This window comes from Streptomyces glaucescens (genome assembly GCF_002154375.1).
Classification (GTDB): domain Bacteria; phylum Actinomycetota; class Actinomycetes; order Streptomycetales; family Streptomycetaceae; genus Streptomyces; species Streptomyces glaucescens.
On record NZ_MUND01000144.1, the window covers coordinates 1 to 14,371 of the forward strand.

Consider the following 14,371-nt stretch of genomic DNA (forward strand, 5'->3'; position numbering starts at 1 on the left):
CCACCCACCCATCCGCCCGGCCGTCGCCGGCTGATGCTCGCGGCCCGCCCGGACGCCCGGCTCCTGCGGCATGCCATTCCCGCCACGGCCCCTTCGGCGCCATGCACCGTGAGACCGCACAGACGTGCGGCGGTAGCGTCGTCCGTCCTCGGCGGTCGCAACGCGTCCTCGTCCCGCCCCGACTCCCCGCGGGGAAAAGCAGTTGCACTCGCCGTCCTCTCGCAGACAGGGTGCCGTGGTGACCGGAACAGAGATCGGGTTCCCCGTCGTGGACGGGGTCCTGTCCGCAGTGGACTTCGGCGGTCACGGTGAGGGCGTGCTGCTCGTCCACGGCAGCGGGCACAACGCTGCGGCCTGGACGGATGTGGCGTCCCATCTGGTGAGCGAGTGCCATCCGATTGCCCTCGACCTGCGTGGCCATGGGCGGACCCGGCTCGACTCCACCAGCCCCGAGCAGTACTGGCGAGACATCGGCAGCGTCGTCACCGCGCTGGCCTGGGACCGCCCCGTGCTGGTGGGCCATTCCACCGGCGGGTACGCGGTGACGGCCGCCGCAGCCAGTGGACTTGTGGAACCGGCCGCTCTCTGCATCGTGGACGGCCTGGTGCTCGATGACCGTGACGCGTCACTCGCCGAGCATGCCGACATGCGGACTGCCGAGGCGGTGCACCGTTTACGGACCATGTTCCGCTACGGCTGGACAGCCGACGACGACCAGATGCGTGCCTTCGTCGAGCAGTGCGTGCGGGAGGCCGGAGCGGACTGGCTCAACGCGGGAGCACGGCCCGGACTTGTCGAGGAGGTTGCGCGGCGCTCCTTCATGCGCCGCGGCCACCGGTGGGTGCGCCGGCCGGTCATCGAGGAGGTCGCGACTGTCACGGCGGTGGAGCCCGATGCGGAAGTCTTCCCAGCCGTCGATGTGTACGACCGCCTGAGCTGTCCGATGACGATCGTGCTGGCCGAGGACGGCTTTTACGCCTCGCGGCGCGACGAGGTGCGTGCCGTCGTCGACGCGGCCCCGGACCGTCGGCTGATCGACATCAGCTCGAACCACAACGTCCCCATGACCCGGCCCGCTGACCTCGCCGCGATCATTCTCGAGCTGGTGCGAGACCGAGCTGCGGCATCGGCCGACAACGTTGATTGATCCTGACCCCTGCGAGGAGTTGCTGTGCGCCATTCCGATGCCCCGGTCACCAGGGAGATGCCCGTGGCAGACAAGGGGGCGGGGCCTTACGGCATCGCGGCCGGACCTGACGGTGCACTGTGGCTCACCTTCGCCCACAGTGGCCGCATCGCGCGTCTCACCCTCGACGGCGAACTTGTCGAATACCCCCTGGACCCGTCTGAGTGTCGCCCTACGGTCATCACCCCTGGGCCCGACGGAGCACTGTGGTTCACCCGGTTCCAGGACCACCGGATCGGCCGTATCACCGTTGACGGTGAAACGAAGTCCTTCCCTGTGCCGACGCCCGGCAGCGGACCCTTCGGTATCACTGCCGGTCCGGACGGTGCCGTGTGGTTCACGCAGATGAACACCGACCGTATCGGCCGTATCACCGCAAAGGGAGAGATCACCGAGTTCGTCCTTCCGCAGGCGGGCGCCTTCCCCTCGGCGATCACCGCAGGACCTGATGGAGCCCTGTGGTTCACGCTCAACCAGGCGAACGCGATCGGCCGCATCAGTGTCCACGGCGACATCGAGATCCACCCACTCCCCACTCCCGGCGCCGCACCCGTGGGCATCACCAGCGACGGAGCCGCCTTGTGGTTCGTCGAGATCGCAGCGGGCCAGATCGGCAGGATCTCGGTGGATGGCGGGATCAAGGAGTTCCCGCTCCCGGACCGCGCGGCCAAACCCCACGCCATCGTCGGGGCCGCCACCGGAGACTGCTGGTTCACCGAATGGGGAGCCAACCGCATTGGCCACATCACCGACAGCGGCGAGATCGACGAGTACAGCCTGCCGTCACCGGCGTCCGAGCCGCACGGGATCACCCTGGGTCCCGACCGCGCTGTGTGGGTGGCCCTTGAAACAGGAGGGGTCGCGCGGGTGGAGCCGTAGCCTCGTGACGCGAAACTGCCCGTTCCGGCCCGGGGCCGGCGGTGCCCGCGTCGGAAGCCGCGCCACCAGCTGGTGGGCACGCGGAACGACCTGTTCGGGATGCCGGCCGGCCTGTTGACTTGCGCTGGAGTGTGCTCCAAGTCGTAGCGTCGCAGACAGCGCGGTGCACGAAGCCCGTCGCCGCGGTCCCCCCTTGCGGGGTGCCGGGCGGAGGAATGTGTCGCTAGATGCATGAAGGGATTCGTGCCGTCCGAACGACGAACGAGTGTGCAGGGAAAGGCTGGAACACGGCATGGAGAAGCGCAGTCTGCGGGACCTCCAGGTATCGGCCATCGGCCTGGGGTGCATGGGCATGTCCGCCTTCTACGGCTCCGCCGATCGGAAGGAGGGGATCGCTACCATCCGGCGCGCCCTCGACCTCGGGGTGAACTTCCTCGACACCGCGCAGATGTACGGGCCGCTCACCAACGAGTCGCTCGTCGGCGAGGCGATCCGGGAGCATCGCGACGAGTACGTGATCGCGACGAAGTTCAACTACCGGATGGACGACGCCGTACCCGGCGACATCAGCACGGTCGGCCCGCAGGACGGCTCGGCCGAGCACGTCCGCAGCTCGATCCACGGTTCCCTGGCGCGTCTGGGGACCGACCACATCGACCTGTACTACCAGCACCGGGTCGACCCGAACGTACCCATCGAGGAGACGGTCGGCGCGCTGGGCGAGCTGGTCGCCGAGGGCAAGGTGCGGCACATCGGCCTGAGCGAGGCGAGCGCGCAGACCATCCGGCGTGCCCACGCCGTGCATCCGATCACCGCGGTGCAGAGCGAGTACTCGCTGTGGTCACGTGACGTGGAGGCCGAGGTGCTGCCCACCTGCCGGGAACTGGGCATCGGCTTCGTGCCGTACTCCCCACTGGGCCGCGGTTTCCTCGCCGGGCGGTTCACATCGCCGGACGAGCTGGACGCGAACGACTGGCGCCGCGAGAACCCGCGCTTCCAGGACGCCAATCTGGAGCCGAACCTCCGGCTGGCGGCAAAGGTGAAGGAGATCGCCGCGGAGAAGGACGTCACCCCGGCCCAGCTGGCCATCGCCTGGGTACTGGCCCGGGGCGAGGATCTGGTGCCGATCCCGGGCACCAAGCGCCGCACCTACCTGGAGCAGAACATCGCCGCGGTCGACATCACGCTGACCGAGGACGACCTGGCCCGCATCGATGCGGAACTGCCCGAGGCGGCGGGCGAGCGGTACGACGAGGCGGGGATGCGATCCGTCGATCGCTAGGGGGTGTCGTCACACTCCCGTCTGCCCCGCGACTCCCGGTGCGTGCTCTCGCCGCACCGGACGAAAGCTGTCCTTCTCGGGATCGTGTGCGCGATCCCGCGTCGCCGCAGGTGGCCGCGGAATTCTCGGGAGCGGTACGCCTTGTCCGCGATCACCCGGTCGGGGCGGCGCCGTGGTCGCCCAGCCTCACGCACGACGGGTCGGCGGACGTCAGTCCGGGTACCCGGGGACCACCTGCGCGGACCGCGCCCCGGGTGATCGAGGGGGCCGCGCACGACCTCTTCGCGCGAAGCGGCGGAAGCGAGCCACCCCATGCACAGCACCGCAAGGCCGCGCCTGAGTGGCACGGCAGCCCTGGAGGCGCCCCTCAGGGGCCGCGTCGCCGTCGTCACCGGAGCCGCCCGCGGGATCGGCGAGGCCTTGGCGCGGCGCTTGTCGGCGGCCGGGATGCACGTCGCCCTGGTCGGCCGCGAGGCGCGCACCCTGCAGGCCGCCGCGTCGTCGCTCACCACCCCCAGCCAGTGCGTCGAGGCCGACGTCACCGACCAGGCCGCCCTCGACGAGGCCGCGCGGCAGGTGGCCGACGGCCTCGGCGCCGCGTCCGTGGTCGTGGCCAACGCAGGAGTCGCCGCGGGCGGGCCCTTCCGCATGACCGACGCCGACCTGTGGCGGCGGGTCGTCGAGGTCAACCTGGTGGGCGCCGCCAACACCGCCCGCTCCTTCCTGCCGCAGCTCACCCGCACCCGCGGCTACTTCCTCCAGGTCGCCTCCACCGCCGCCTTCGGCTCGGCGCCCATGATGAGTGCCTATTGCGCGTCCAAGGCGGGAGCGGAGTCCTTCGCCCAGTCCCTGCGCGGCGAGCTTGAACCCGATGGGATCGCTGTGGGCATCGCCTACCTGCACTGGACCGGCACCGACATGATCGCCGGACTCGACGAGCACCCGGTGCTGCGCGCCCTGCGCGCCGACCAGCCGTGGTTCGCCCGCCGTGTGCACACGCCGGAGCAGGTCGCCGACTGGCTCGCCACAGGTGTGGCACGCCGGTCCGCCCATGTCTACGCACCCCCCTGGCTGCGCTGGTGCCAGCCCCTGCGCCCGCTGTTCCCCCTCATGGTCAGCCGTATCGCCCGGCGGGAGATGCGACGTAGGCCCGCCGCCGAGTTCGGCGCCGAAACAGGGTTCCTGGGCGCGGGCGGTCGCGCCGACTGGGAGGGGTACACCTCCGCCGCGCGCGGTGGGTCGGCTCCTCCGCGCTGATCACGACGCTCGTCACCGGTTCCCGGCGGCCGGTCGAAGCGTTCAGGACAGTGGCGAACCACACCAGGCGGCGTATGGAAGCAGGGCCCGCGCCGCCGTACGGTCAGCGCGCGCGGTACGCCGCAGCAGGTCGGCGTTGCCGACGTCGAGCAGCAGCGCGCCGGGGGCCACTCCTCGCATTCCGGCACAAGAGATGACAGATCACCCGCTCGGTGCGTAGGCTTGCCGATACCTCTGCCGGGTACGCGGCGCCGACGCGCGCCGCGACAGCACCGCAGGCGTATGAGCCCGCAGGAGTCGGCAGAGGTGTGTGATGGCAGACGACCACCGGCATGCAGCAGTACCCGACTGGCGTGACCAGGCCGCGTGCCTTGGCGAGGATCCCGAGATCTTCTTCCCGCTGTCCGACACCTTGGCCCCCGGCGCTGAAGCACGGCCGGCGCTGGCGGTCTGCCGCCGCTGCCGCGTGCTGCTCGCCTGCCGGAGCTGGGCCGTCGAACACGGTGAGGACGCGGGCATCTGGGGAGCCACCACGGCCGCCCAGCGCAGGGCGGTCCGCCGTGCGACCAACGGCGAACCGCAGCCCGCGTACCGGAAACGCGGTGCGCCGGCCGGCGGGGACGACCGCCCCGAGGCCGGGCCGTGAGCTGCCGAGACCTGAGGGGTTGCAGGGGGTACTCGTAGTCGCCCCACTGATCCGCCGAGGCGCCGGCGTGCACGAGCACCGTGACAGCCCCCGGCGCCCTGCGGGCCGCAAGCAGGGGGCGGTCCCACCGCCTGGCCGACGACATCGCCGGACGGGTCCTGTTCGACGCCGCCACTGCCCGCCGCCGCACCCTCGACGCCGGCCGCACCGACACCGGCGGCGTGGCTTCGCTGGGCGACATCGTGCCGTGCCCCCGCGCGGGCGGCACGGGACGCGGGCTTGCTCAAGGCGTCCCCCATGTTCGCCCGCGTGGATGAGGACGGCGTGGTGTGGGCCGACGGCCTCGCGCCGAGGCGGACGCGGTCATGCGGTGCACCGGCTTCCGCCCTGCCCTGTCCCACCTCGTCCCGCTCCGGATCCGAGGCGTGCGCGGGCGCATCGCGACCGAGGGCACGGTGGTGGGAGACGGTGGGCTGGGAGACGCCGACATCGGAGATGTCGTATACGCACGCCTCCCCGCTCTCGTGGCCCCTGACCCTCAGCTTCGAGTAGCGGCAGCACCTTGGGATCGACATGTGTCCATGTCGATGCGGCCGAACCGGTGCGGAGATCCGTCAGTGATGCGCGAGGTGGGTGACCAGAGGCAGGGCCACGCAGTCCGCGTCCCGCCCCGCGCAGCGAGTTCGACGACAGGCTGGGCTGCCGCTTGGGCGGTGGCGAGGCCGGCCTGGCCGCCGCCGATCACAGCGACGTCGGGGTGCTCCATCAGTGAAACCGGATTCGATGAATGTCTATGTTGACGCCCATCAATACAAGTGCCATGCTGGCCGCGCAAGCCATCGACAGATGTCGAAACATGCAAGGAGTCGCCGTGAACGCGCCCGCCATCGAGCTGCCCGCCGTCGTGATCGGAGCCGGACCCGCCGGCCTGGCCGCTGCCGCCCACCTGGTCGGCCAGGGCATCGAGCCCCTGGTCCTGGAAGCCGGCCAGAGGGCCGGCGCCGCGGTGCGCGAGTGGTCGCACGTGCGCCTGTTCTCCACCTGGGGCGAGGTCGTCGACCCGGCCGCCGAGAAGCTGCTCGCGCCAACCGGCTGGGCACGGCCCGACGCGGCCACCTACCCCTCCGGCGGCGACTGGGCCGACCTCTACCTGCAGCCGCTCGCCGACGCCCTCGGTGACCGCGTCCGCTACGGCGTCACCGTCACCGGTGTCTCCCGAGCCGGCCGGGACCGCATTGTGGACGCCGACCGCGAGCAGCAGCCCTTCGTCGTGCACATCGCCCACGCCGACGGCCGCGAGGAGCGCCTTCTCGCCCGCGTCGTGATCGACGCCTCCGGCACCTGGGCCACACCCGGCCCCGCAGGCGGCAGCGGCCTCGCGGCCCTCGGCGAGAAGGCCGCCGCGGACCGGATCACCTACCGCGTCCCGGACCTGAAGGATCCGGCCGTCCGCGCCCGTTACGCGGGCAAGCGCACCGCCGTGATCGGCTCCGGCGCCTCCGCCTTCACCGCCCTGGCCTACCTCGCCGACCTCGCCAAGTCCGGGGACGGCGCGGGCACGAAGGGGGTGTGGATCCTGCGCCGGGGCATCTCCGGCTCCACCTTCGGCGGCGGCGAAGCCGACCAGCTGCCGGCGCGCGGCGCCCTGGGCCTGGCGGCGAAGGCCGCCGTCGACGAGGGCCACGCGGACGCGGTCACCGGCTTCCGCACCGAGGCGATCGAGCGCGACACCGACGGCCGCCCGGTCCTGGTGAGCGAGGACGGGCGCCGCCTGGACCCGGTCGACGAGGTGATCGTCCTGACCGGCTTCCGGCCCGACCTGTCCTTCCTCGACGAGCTGCGTCTGGACCTCGACGAGCGCCTCCAGGCACCCGTCGCCCTGGCTCCGCTGATCGACCCCAACCAGCATTCCTGCGGCACCGTCTACCCGCACGGCCACCGCGAGCTGTCCCACCCGGAGCAGGGCGTGTACCTGGTCGGGATGAAGTCCTACGGCCGCGCCCCCACGTTCCTCGCGATGACCGGCTACGAGCAGGTCCGCTCCGTCGCCGCAGCGATCGCCGGCGACCTCGCCTCCGCCGACCGCGTGGAACTCACCCTGCCCGAGACCGGAGTCTGCGGCGGCGCCGGGCTGTTCGACGCCCCCGACACCCAGGAGGCCGACGGCGGCGCCTGCTGCGCGCCCGCGCCGCAGCTCGTCCAGCTCGGCGCCCCGGCCGCGGTCGGGACGACTGCCGAGCGGCCCCCGACGGGCGGCTGCTGCGGCTCGTGACCGACGCGGGCACCCCCGCACGCGGGGCCGCGACCGGAACAGGGGACCGGTCGCGGCCCCGCGCCGCCCTGCCCGCACTCTGCGCCACGCAGATCGGAGCTGGGGCATCGTCTACTACGCTCTCGCCTGATCACCCCAGCAGGAGGATGTCACCGACGACGTGGCACGGAACCGGACCTGAGCCGGTCGTCATCCCGCAGAAGCTCAGCGACGCCAAGGCCGTCCGTTCATCGGCTGGCCCGGACTTGCCGTTGCACACAGCGTCTGGATGGACGTCTTCAGCGAAGGCCTGGCAAACCCGCGCAGAAGCACCCTGGTGCTCACAGGCCGCGTGAACGTGATGCACATCATGGGGATCTCGGGAACTCGTGAGCCGCTTCTGGGCGATGTGTCCCGCTTGAGAGCTTTTGGTCCTAGGTACCTTTACCTGTACATCACATCTGTGGTGTCAAATACCTGAAATCAGAGGAATCATGACGGGTCATCTGCCCGCGCCGGAAGAGCGCGGACGGCCTTGGTCCGGGGGGAGTCTCCGCTACATAGCGAGCAGCCTCGTCCTGGCACTGTCCATCGCATTACTTGACGGAGCGCCGGCGACAGCGGCACCGGACAAGCCTGCCGCGCCGAAGAAGGCCGCGGTCACCCAGGCGGCCGACATCCCCTCCGCTCGCGTCGCTGCACGGCTGTCGGGCAAGCGCGTCGAAGCCCTGTCGGAACGCACCGAGACGTCGACGACGTGGGCGAACAAGGATGGCTCGCTCACCACCGAACTGACCGCCGGACCCATCCGCTTCCACGACGAGACCACCGGTGACTGGCGTGACGTCGACCTCGACCTCGCCAACCAGGCGGACGGCACGGTCGAGCCGATTGCCCACCCCGAGGGCCTGAAGCTAGCCGGTAGGACGGGCAGCCCGGCCACCTCGCTCAGAGCGGCCCAAGCCTCCAAGGCCACCGATCTGGTCACGCTCGGCCAGGGTGCTGAGCAGATCACCCTCCAGTGGAAGGGAGGACTGCCTGCTCCCAAGTTGGACGGCGCCCGGGCGGAGTACGTCAACGCTGTCCCCGGTGCGGACGTGGTGGTCGAGGCGACCCGTACCGGCTTCGAGCAGTTCGTCGAGATCAAGCAGAAACCTTCCTTCGACGGATACAGCTACACGCTGCCGCTTCGGGCCAAGGGGCTGAAGGCCCACCAGCAGGCCGACGGAAGCGTGCTGTTCACCGACAGGAAGAACCGCAAGTCCGCGACGATGCCGGCACCGGTGATGTGGGACGCCACCGTGGACCCGCGATCCGGCGAACACACGCGCCGCGTGCCGGTGGCGATGAAGGTCGTCACCAAGGGCTCGAGCATCGAGCTCGTCGTCACTCCGGACGCCAAGTTCCTGGCCGACCCGGCTACGAAGTACCCGGTGACGGTGGACCCGTCCACCTCCGCCCTGAGCAACGTGTTCGACACCTACGTCCAGCAGGGTGAGACGGTCGACTGGTCGACCGACGTCGAACTGGACTTCGGCAACCCCGGCACCAAGAACGCAGACGGCACCCCGCGAACCGCACAGTCCTTCATCTCCTGGAACACGCCGGTCCAGGACGCGCTCGTGCTCGACGCCAAGCTGAGCCTGTGGAACTTCCACTCCGGCAATGCTCCCGCGTGCACCGCGCAGTCATGGGAGGTGTGGTCCTCTGGTGCGGCGTCCACCTCGAGCCGCTGGACGAACCGTCCGACGATGACGGCGAAGAAGGCCACCTCCACCGAGACCCGCGGCAACGCCTCGTGCACTACCCAGCCAGACGGGTGGATCAACGCCGACGTGACCACTCTGGTGCAGGAGTGGGCCTCGGCCAAGGCCACCCGCGGCCACATGGGTCTGCGGGCCGCGGACGAAACGAGCACCACTCAGTGGAAGCGCGTCAACTCCGCCAACGCCGCCTCCAACCCTCCCAAGCTGGTGGTCAACTACAACTACCGGCCGCGTACCGGCACGAAGCAGGAAGCCGGGCCGCCGTACTTCTCCTACAGCGGCAACTACACCGTCAGCACGACCACGCCGACGCTGCGGGACACCTTCGTCGACGCCGACGGTGACAAGGTCAACGGCACCTTCCAGATCTTCGACAACGCCACCAACACCCAGGTCGGCAATGTCCTGGTGTCGAAGTACGTGCCCTCGGGCCAGGTCGCGTCGGTGACCGTGCCCGCCGGTGTACTGACCAACGGCAAGACCTACAAGTTCCGCACGAATCCGTACGACGGCACCCACTACAACGTCGGCTGGTCGGCGTGGAAGGTCTTCACGGTCGATGCGACCGCACCTTCCGCACCCAGCAAGGTCGTCTCGACGGACTACCCTTCGGGCAAGTGGGTCAAGGGAGCGGGCCAGGCCGGTACCTTCACCGTCACCCCGCCCGCGAACGACCACAACTGGCTGGAGTGGTCACTTGACGGCGTGACGTGGACCAAGGTCGCCACGGCAGGCTCCAGCGCGGACAAGGGCATCAGCATCGCCCCGCCCAAGGACGGAACCCACACCCTGCAGGTACGGGCCGTGGACAAGGCGGACAACAAGTCCGAGGCCATCGGGTACACCTTCCACGCAGGCCCCGGCGGCTTCCTCCAGCCTGACGAAGGCGAGCGCACCGCCCGCCGCCTCCCGCTCGTCGCGGAGGCCGACGGAGCCAAGTACGACGCTGTGTCGTTCTCGTGGCGCCGGTCCGAGGCCGACCCGTGGGTGAAGATCCCCGCCGGTGACGTGACCTCCGGCGGCACTCCGGTGACCGCCTGGCCCGTCCCCCTGGTCAACGGCAAGAACCAGCCACTGGTCTGGAACACCACTGACACCGTCAACCCCGACGGCACCGTACAGATCAAGGCCGACTTCACCGGCCCCGACAGCGCCGCGGGCAGCACCGCTCCGCTGTCCGTCGTCGTCGACCGCAGCGCCTCAGGTGCCGCGTCCGACGACGTGGGTCCAGGCAGCCTCAATCTGCTGACCGGTGACTACACCCTCTCCGCGACCGACGCCTCCGCCTTCGGCCTGTCCGTGACCCGTACCGCCTCTTCGCGCACACCCGACCAGGGTGCGAAGCAGGAAGGCCAGGCGGCGATCTTCGGCAAGGAGTGGGTCTCCGGCACGGGTGCCGAGCTGACCGAGTCCGATTACAGCCACCTGCGCAAGACGTCCGATACGGCCGTGGCCCTCGTCGACAGTGACGGCGAGGAGACGTCGTTCACCGCGAACGCCGCCAAGTCCGGCTGGATTCCTGAGCCGGGCGCCGAGGACCTGACGCTGACAGGCAGCACCAGCGGCTCCTTCACGCTCTCGGACACCGAGGGCATGGTGACGGAGTTCACCAAGCCCGACGCCGCCGCGACCACGTGGCAGGCCTCCAGCACGCTGCTGAACGGACTGAGCAACTCCACCACGACAGTGGTCTCCGAGACGGTAACCGTCGGCACCCAGAAGCTCGCCCGGCCCAAGCGCATCATCGCGCCGACGTCCGCCGCCACCGCGGCGGCGTGCACCGCCACGCCGGCGACCAAGGGCTGCCGCTCGCTCGAGTTCGTCTACGCCACCTCCACCACCGCGACCGCGACCGCGACCGGAGACTTCGCCGGTCAGGTCAAGGAGATCCGTCTGTGGTCGACCGAGCCGGGTGCGGCGGCGGCCACGTCGAAGGCCGTGCAGACCTACCTGTACGACTCCGCCGGCCGTCTGCGTCAGGCCTGGAACCCGCTGATCAGCCCGGCGCTGAAGACGGAGTACGCCTACGACGCCGCAGGCAGGGTCACGCATCTGACGCCGGTCGGTCAGCTGCCGTGGACGTTCACCTATGGCAAGGCGGGCAACGCCTCCACAGCCGGTGACGGCATGCTCCTGAAGGCCTCACGTCCGGCGCTGAAGCAGGGCACGGCCGACGTGGTTGAGGGAGAGGCCGCCACCAGCGTCGTCTACGACGTCCCGCTCACCGGCAGCACCGCGCCGCACGCCATGGGCGCGGCTGACGTGAAGGCGTGGGGCCAGACCGACGCCCCCACCGATGCGACCGCAGTCTTCCCGCCGGACGCCGTCCCTGCTTCCCACTCCGGCAGCGCACTCACCGCGGCGGACTACAAGCGGGCGGACGTCATCTACATGGGCGCGTCCGCGCACGAGGTCAACGCCGCCACGCCGGGTGGGCACATCTCGACCACCGAGTACGACCGGTTCGGCAACACGGTGCGTGAGTTGTCGGCCGCCAACCGCTCCCTCGCACTCGGCGTGACCGCGAGCGACCGGACCCAGCAGGCGGACCTCGGCATCGCCGGGCTCCCGACCGCGGAGCGAGCCGACCTGCTGGCCACCAAGTCGGTCTACAACGAGACCGGCACGCGTGAGCTGGAGGAGTTCGGACCGCTGCGGCGCGTCGACCTCACCGCCGACCTGAAGTCCGGCACCACCACCCTGGTACCGGCCGGCACGTCGGTCACGGCCCGCTCATGGACGGTCAACGAGTACGACGCCGGGCGCCCGACCGACGGCACCGCCAAGCTCAGGGACCAGATCACCAAGGTCACCACCGGCGCGGAGGTGCGTGAGCACCCCGGTGTCCAGGGCGAGGCCCGCGTGGCCCAGACCATCTACGACTGGGCAAAGGGCGTCCCGACCAGGACGATCGACGACCCGGCGGGGCAAGCGCTCACGACCACGACCGAGTACGACGCTGAAGGACGCGTCACCAAGCAGCTGCTGCCCGGCGCCACCGGCACGGACGCCGCGACCCGTGTGACCACGTACTGGTCCGCGACCGGCACCGGCACCTGCCAGGGCCGTCCGGAATGGGCGGACCTGGTCTGCTCCACCGGCCCGGCCGGTGCGATCACCGGCGGCGGCACCAACCCGTCGCAGCTGCCGACGACCACCACCGAGTACGACTGGTGGGGCAACGCGGTCAAGGTCAGCGACACCGCGAACGGCGTCACCCGCACCACCACCACGACCCACGACTCCGCCGGGCGCCCGACGAAGGTCACGGTCACCGGTGGTGTCGGCCAGGCCGTGCCGGAGTCCACAACCGAGTACGACCCAGCCACCGGTCTGGAGGCCAAGACCACTTCTCCGACCGGTGGAACGATCACCAAGGCGTACGACAAGCTGGGCCGGCAGATCTCCTACACCGATGCCGACGGCGGGACCACCACGACCGCGTACGACCTGCTGAACCGTCCGGTCACGGTCTCCGACAACGTCCCGTCCACGGTCACGTACACCTACGACCACACGGTCGAGCCGCGCGGCATGGCCACGAAGACCACCGACTCCATCGCCGGTGCCTTCTCCGCCACCTACGACGCCGACGGCTCGGTCGCAACCGAGAAACTGCCCGGCGGATACACCCTCACCGTCACCGAGGACCCGACGGGCAGCGCGGTCGAGCGCACCTACACTCGTGACAGCGACGGCACCCTGGTCTACAGCGACACCGTGACGGAGTCGATCCACAGCCAGGTCACCAGCCACGCCGGATGGTCGGACCAGACCTACCGCTACGACGCCACAGGACGCCTCACCACGGTCGAGGACACCTACAGCACCCTGTGCACCCGCCGCAGCTACGGCTTCGACGCACGCACCAACCGCACCTCCCTGACCACCGCGCAAGGCACCGCCGGCGCCGACTGCCCGACCACCGGAGGCACCACCACCAGCCACGCCTACGACAGCGCCGACCGTCTCGTCGACGCCGGCTACACCTACGACGCGTTCGGCCGCACTACGGCGCTTCCCGGCAGCACGATCGGCTACTACGCCAACGACCTCGTCCACCAGCAGACCGCGAACGGCAAGCGCCAGACCTGGCAGCTCGACGCCGACATGCGGTTCCGCTCCTGGAAGGTCGAATCGGGCAGCGGCACCACCTGGACCCAGACCGCGTCCAAGCTCAACCACTACGACGGTGAGGGGGACAACCCCCGCTGGATCGTCGAGGACACCGCGACCGGTGCCCTGACCCGCAACGTCGACTCCATGTCCGGCGACCTCGCTGCCACCACGAGCAAGACCGGCGACACCGTCCTGCAGCTCACCACCATCCATGGCGACGTCGCCCTCCAGCTCCCGCTGGACACCACCAAGGCCCCGGTCGCCCTGGACAGTGACGAGTACGGCAACCCGCGCGTCGGTCAGGCAGCCACCCGCTACAACTGGCTCGGCGCCAAGCAGCGCTCCGCCGAGACCCTCACCGGTCTGACGCTGATGGGCGTCCGCCTGTACAACCCCGTCACAGGCCGCTTCCTCTCCACGGACCCGGTCTACGGCGGCAACGCCAACGCCTACGAGTACGTCAACGCCGATCCGCTCAACCGCTACGACCTCGACGGCAAGTGGGGCTGGTTCAAGAAGAAGTGGAACCGGTTCAAGAAGTCCCGTGTCGCCAAGTGGGCCTACAGGAACAAGTGGGACATCGCGCTGACGGCCGCCGGGTTCATTCCTGGCGTCGGAGCCGCAGCGTGGGCCTACCGTGCCTACCGCATCGTGCGCATCGCTCGTGCGTCGCGGGGCATGGGCGGCGGGATCCGCTCCACGCGCGCCACCTCCAGGCTCGCCGGGCGGATGTGGGTCGGCAGGGGCGCCAAGCGCTTCAGGACCGACCATGGCGGCCGCGGCTACATCTCGCGGGACAGGACACGCCAGTGGCGTGCTCCGGAGCGCAAGGCCGACGGTCACTGGAAGTCGAACTTCCAGTGGCGCGAAGGCCGCAAGGGTAAGTGGCCGAACAACTACCACGTGTACCACCGCGGCCGCTAGGACTTGACAGCCGCTGGGAACTGTTGACGGAACGGGGGTGCCGGGTTTCCGGTACCCCCGT

8 protein-coding genes and 3 pseudogenes are annotated in these 14,371 nt (G+C 70.2%); 8 read left to right on the forward strand and 3 right to left on the reverse strand.

The genetic code is table 11. The features are described from left to right. Positions 1-238 precede the first annotated feature (238 nt). From CCN42_RS10725 to CCN42_RS10735, 3 genes are all read left to right on the forward strand, one after another. The gene (locus CCN42_RS10725) at positions 239-1,147 is read left to right on the forward strand and encodes an alpha/beta fold hydrolase (RefSeq protein ID WP_086734896.1); all 909 of its coding nucleotides are present in this window, start codon (positions 239-241) and stop codon (positions 1,145-1,147) included. A gap of 57 nt (positions 1,148-1,204) precedes the next feature. Next, positions 1,205-2,065, forward strand: a complete 861-nt coding sequence (locus tag CCN42_RS10730) for a Vgb family protein (protein WP_086734926.1) — start codon at positions 1,205-1,207, stop codon at positions 2,063-2,065. 292 nt (positions 2,066-2,357) lie between these two features. After that, positions 2,358-3,347 (forward strand): aldo/keto reductase, encoded by a 990-nt coding sequence (locus CCN42_RS10735; protein ID WP_086734898.1) that lies wholly within the window; start codon positions 2,358-2,360, stop codon positions 3,345-3,347. A 71-nt stretch (positions 3,348-3,418) separates the two neighbouring features. Here the strand turns inward: CCN42_RS10735 and CCN42_RS41250 are convergent. Then, positions 3,419-3,532: pseudogene (locus tag CCN42_RS41250) on the reverse strand (IS5/IS1182 family transposase); the annotation flags it as partial. A gap of 127 nt (positions 3,533-3,659) precedes the next feature. Here CCN42_RS41250 and CCN42_RS10745 point away from each other — a divergent pair. Beyond that, on the forward strand, positions 3,660-4,604 hold the full coding sequence (locus CCN42_RS10745; protein ID WP_086734902.1) for an SDR family oxidoreductase: 945 nt from the start codon (positions 3,660-3,662) through the stop codon (positions 4,602-4,604). 42 nt (positions 4,605-4,646) lie between these two features. Here CCN42_RS10745 and CCN42_RS42530 read toward each other — a convergent pair whose 3' ends face one another. Beyond that, complete coding sequence (locus CCN42_RS42530) at positions 4,647-4,784, reverse strand: hypothetical protein (protein ID WP_158102076.1); 138 nt, start codon at positions 4,782-4,784, stop codon at positions 4,647-4,649. A 133-nt stretch (positions 4,785-4,917) separates the two neighbouring features. On the opposite strand from CCN42_RS42530, the gene CCN42_RS10750 reads away from it, so the two are divergent. Further along, the gene (locus CCN42_RS10750) at positions 4,918-5,250 is read left to right on the forward strand and encodes a WhiB family transcriptional regulator (RefSeq protein ID WP_086734905.1); all 333 of its coding nucleotides are present in this window, start codon (positions 4,918-4,920) and stop codon (positions 5,248-5,250) included. A 131-nt stretch (positions 5,251-5,381) separates the two neighbouring features. Beyond that, positions 5,382-5,705 (forward strand): annotated as a pseudogene (locus CCN42_RS10755) (pyridine nucleotide-disulfide oxidoreductase); the annotation flags it as partial. Here CCN42_RS10755 and CCN42_RS44315 read toward each other — a convergent pair. After that, a pseudogene (locus CCN42_RS44315) lies at positions 5,685-5,786 on the reverse strand (ArsR family transcriptional regulator); the annotation flags it as partial. The pseudogenes CCN42_RS10755 and CCN42_RS44315 overlap by 21 nt on opposite strands. Before the next feature lie 335 nt (positions 5,787-6,121). Between CCN42_RS44315 and CCN42_RS10765 the strand changes: the two are divergent. Both CCN42_RS10765 and CCN42_RS10770 read left to right on the forward strand, forming a co-directional pair. Further along, positions 6,122-7,522 carry an NAD(P)-binding domain-containing protein gene (locus tag CCN42_RS10765; protein WP_086734907.1) on the forward strand — a complete coding sequence of 467 codons (1,401 nt, stop codon included), beginning with the start codon at positions 6,122-6,124 and terminating at the stop codon, positions 7,520-7,522. A 563-nt stretch (positions 7,523-8,085) separates the two neighbouring features. Beyond that, positions 8,086-14,310, forward strand: a complete 6,225-nt coding sequence (locus CCN42_RS10770; protein ID WP_422641154.1) for a DNRLRE domain-containing protein — start codon at positions 8,086-8,088, stop codon at positions 14,308-14,310. Positions 14,311-14,371: the final 61 nt, after the last annotated feature.

Excerpts from the sequence above, each read along its gene's own strand:
- CCN42_RS10750 (WP_086734905.1), top strand. The coding sequence starts at position 4,918 with ATGGCAGACGACCACCGGCATGCAGCAGTACCCGACTGGCGTGACCAG.
- CCN42_RS10735 (WP_086734898.1), top strand. The coding sequence starts at position 2,358 with ATGGAGAAGCGCAGTCTGCGGGACCTCCAGGTATCGGCCATCGGCCTG.
- CCN42_RS10745 (WP_086734902.1), top strand. The coding sequence starts at position 3,660 with ATGCACAGCACCGCAAGGCCGCGCCTGAGTGGCACGGCAGCCCTGGAG.
- CCN42_RS10730 (WP_086734926.1), top strand. The coding sequence starts at position 1,205 with ATGCCCGTGGCAGACAAGGGGGCGGGGCCTTACGGCATCGCGGCCGGA.
- CCN42_RS42530 (WP_158102076.1), bottom strand. The coding sequence starts at position 4,784 with ATGCGAGGAGTGGCCCCCGGCGCGCTGCTGCTCGACGTCGGCAACGCC.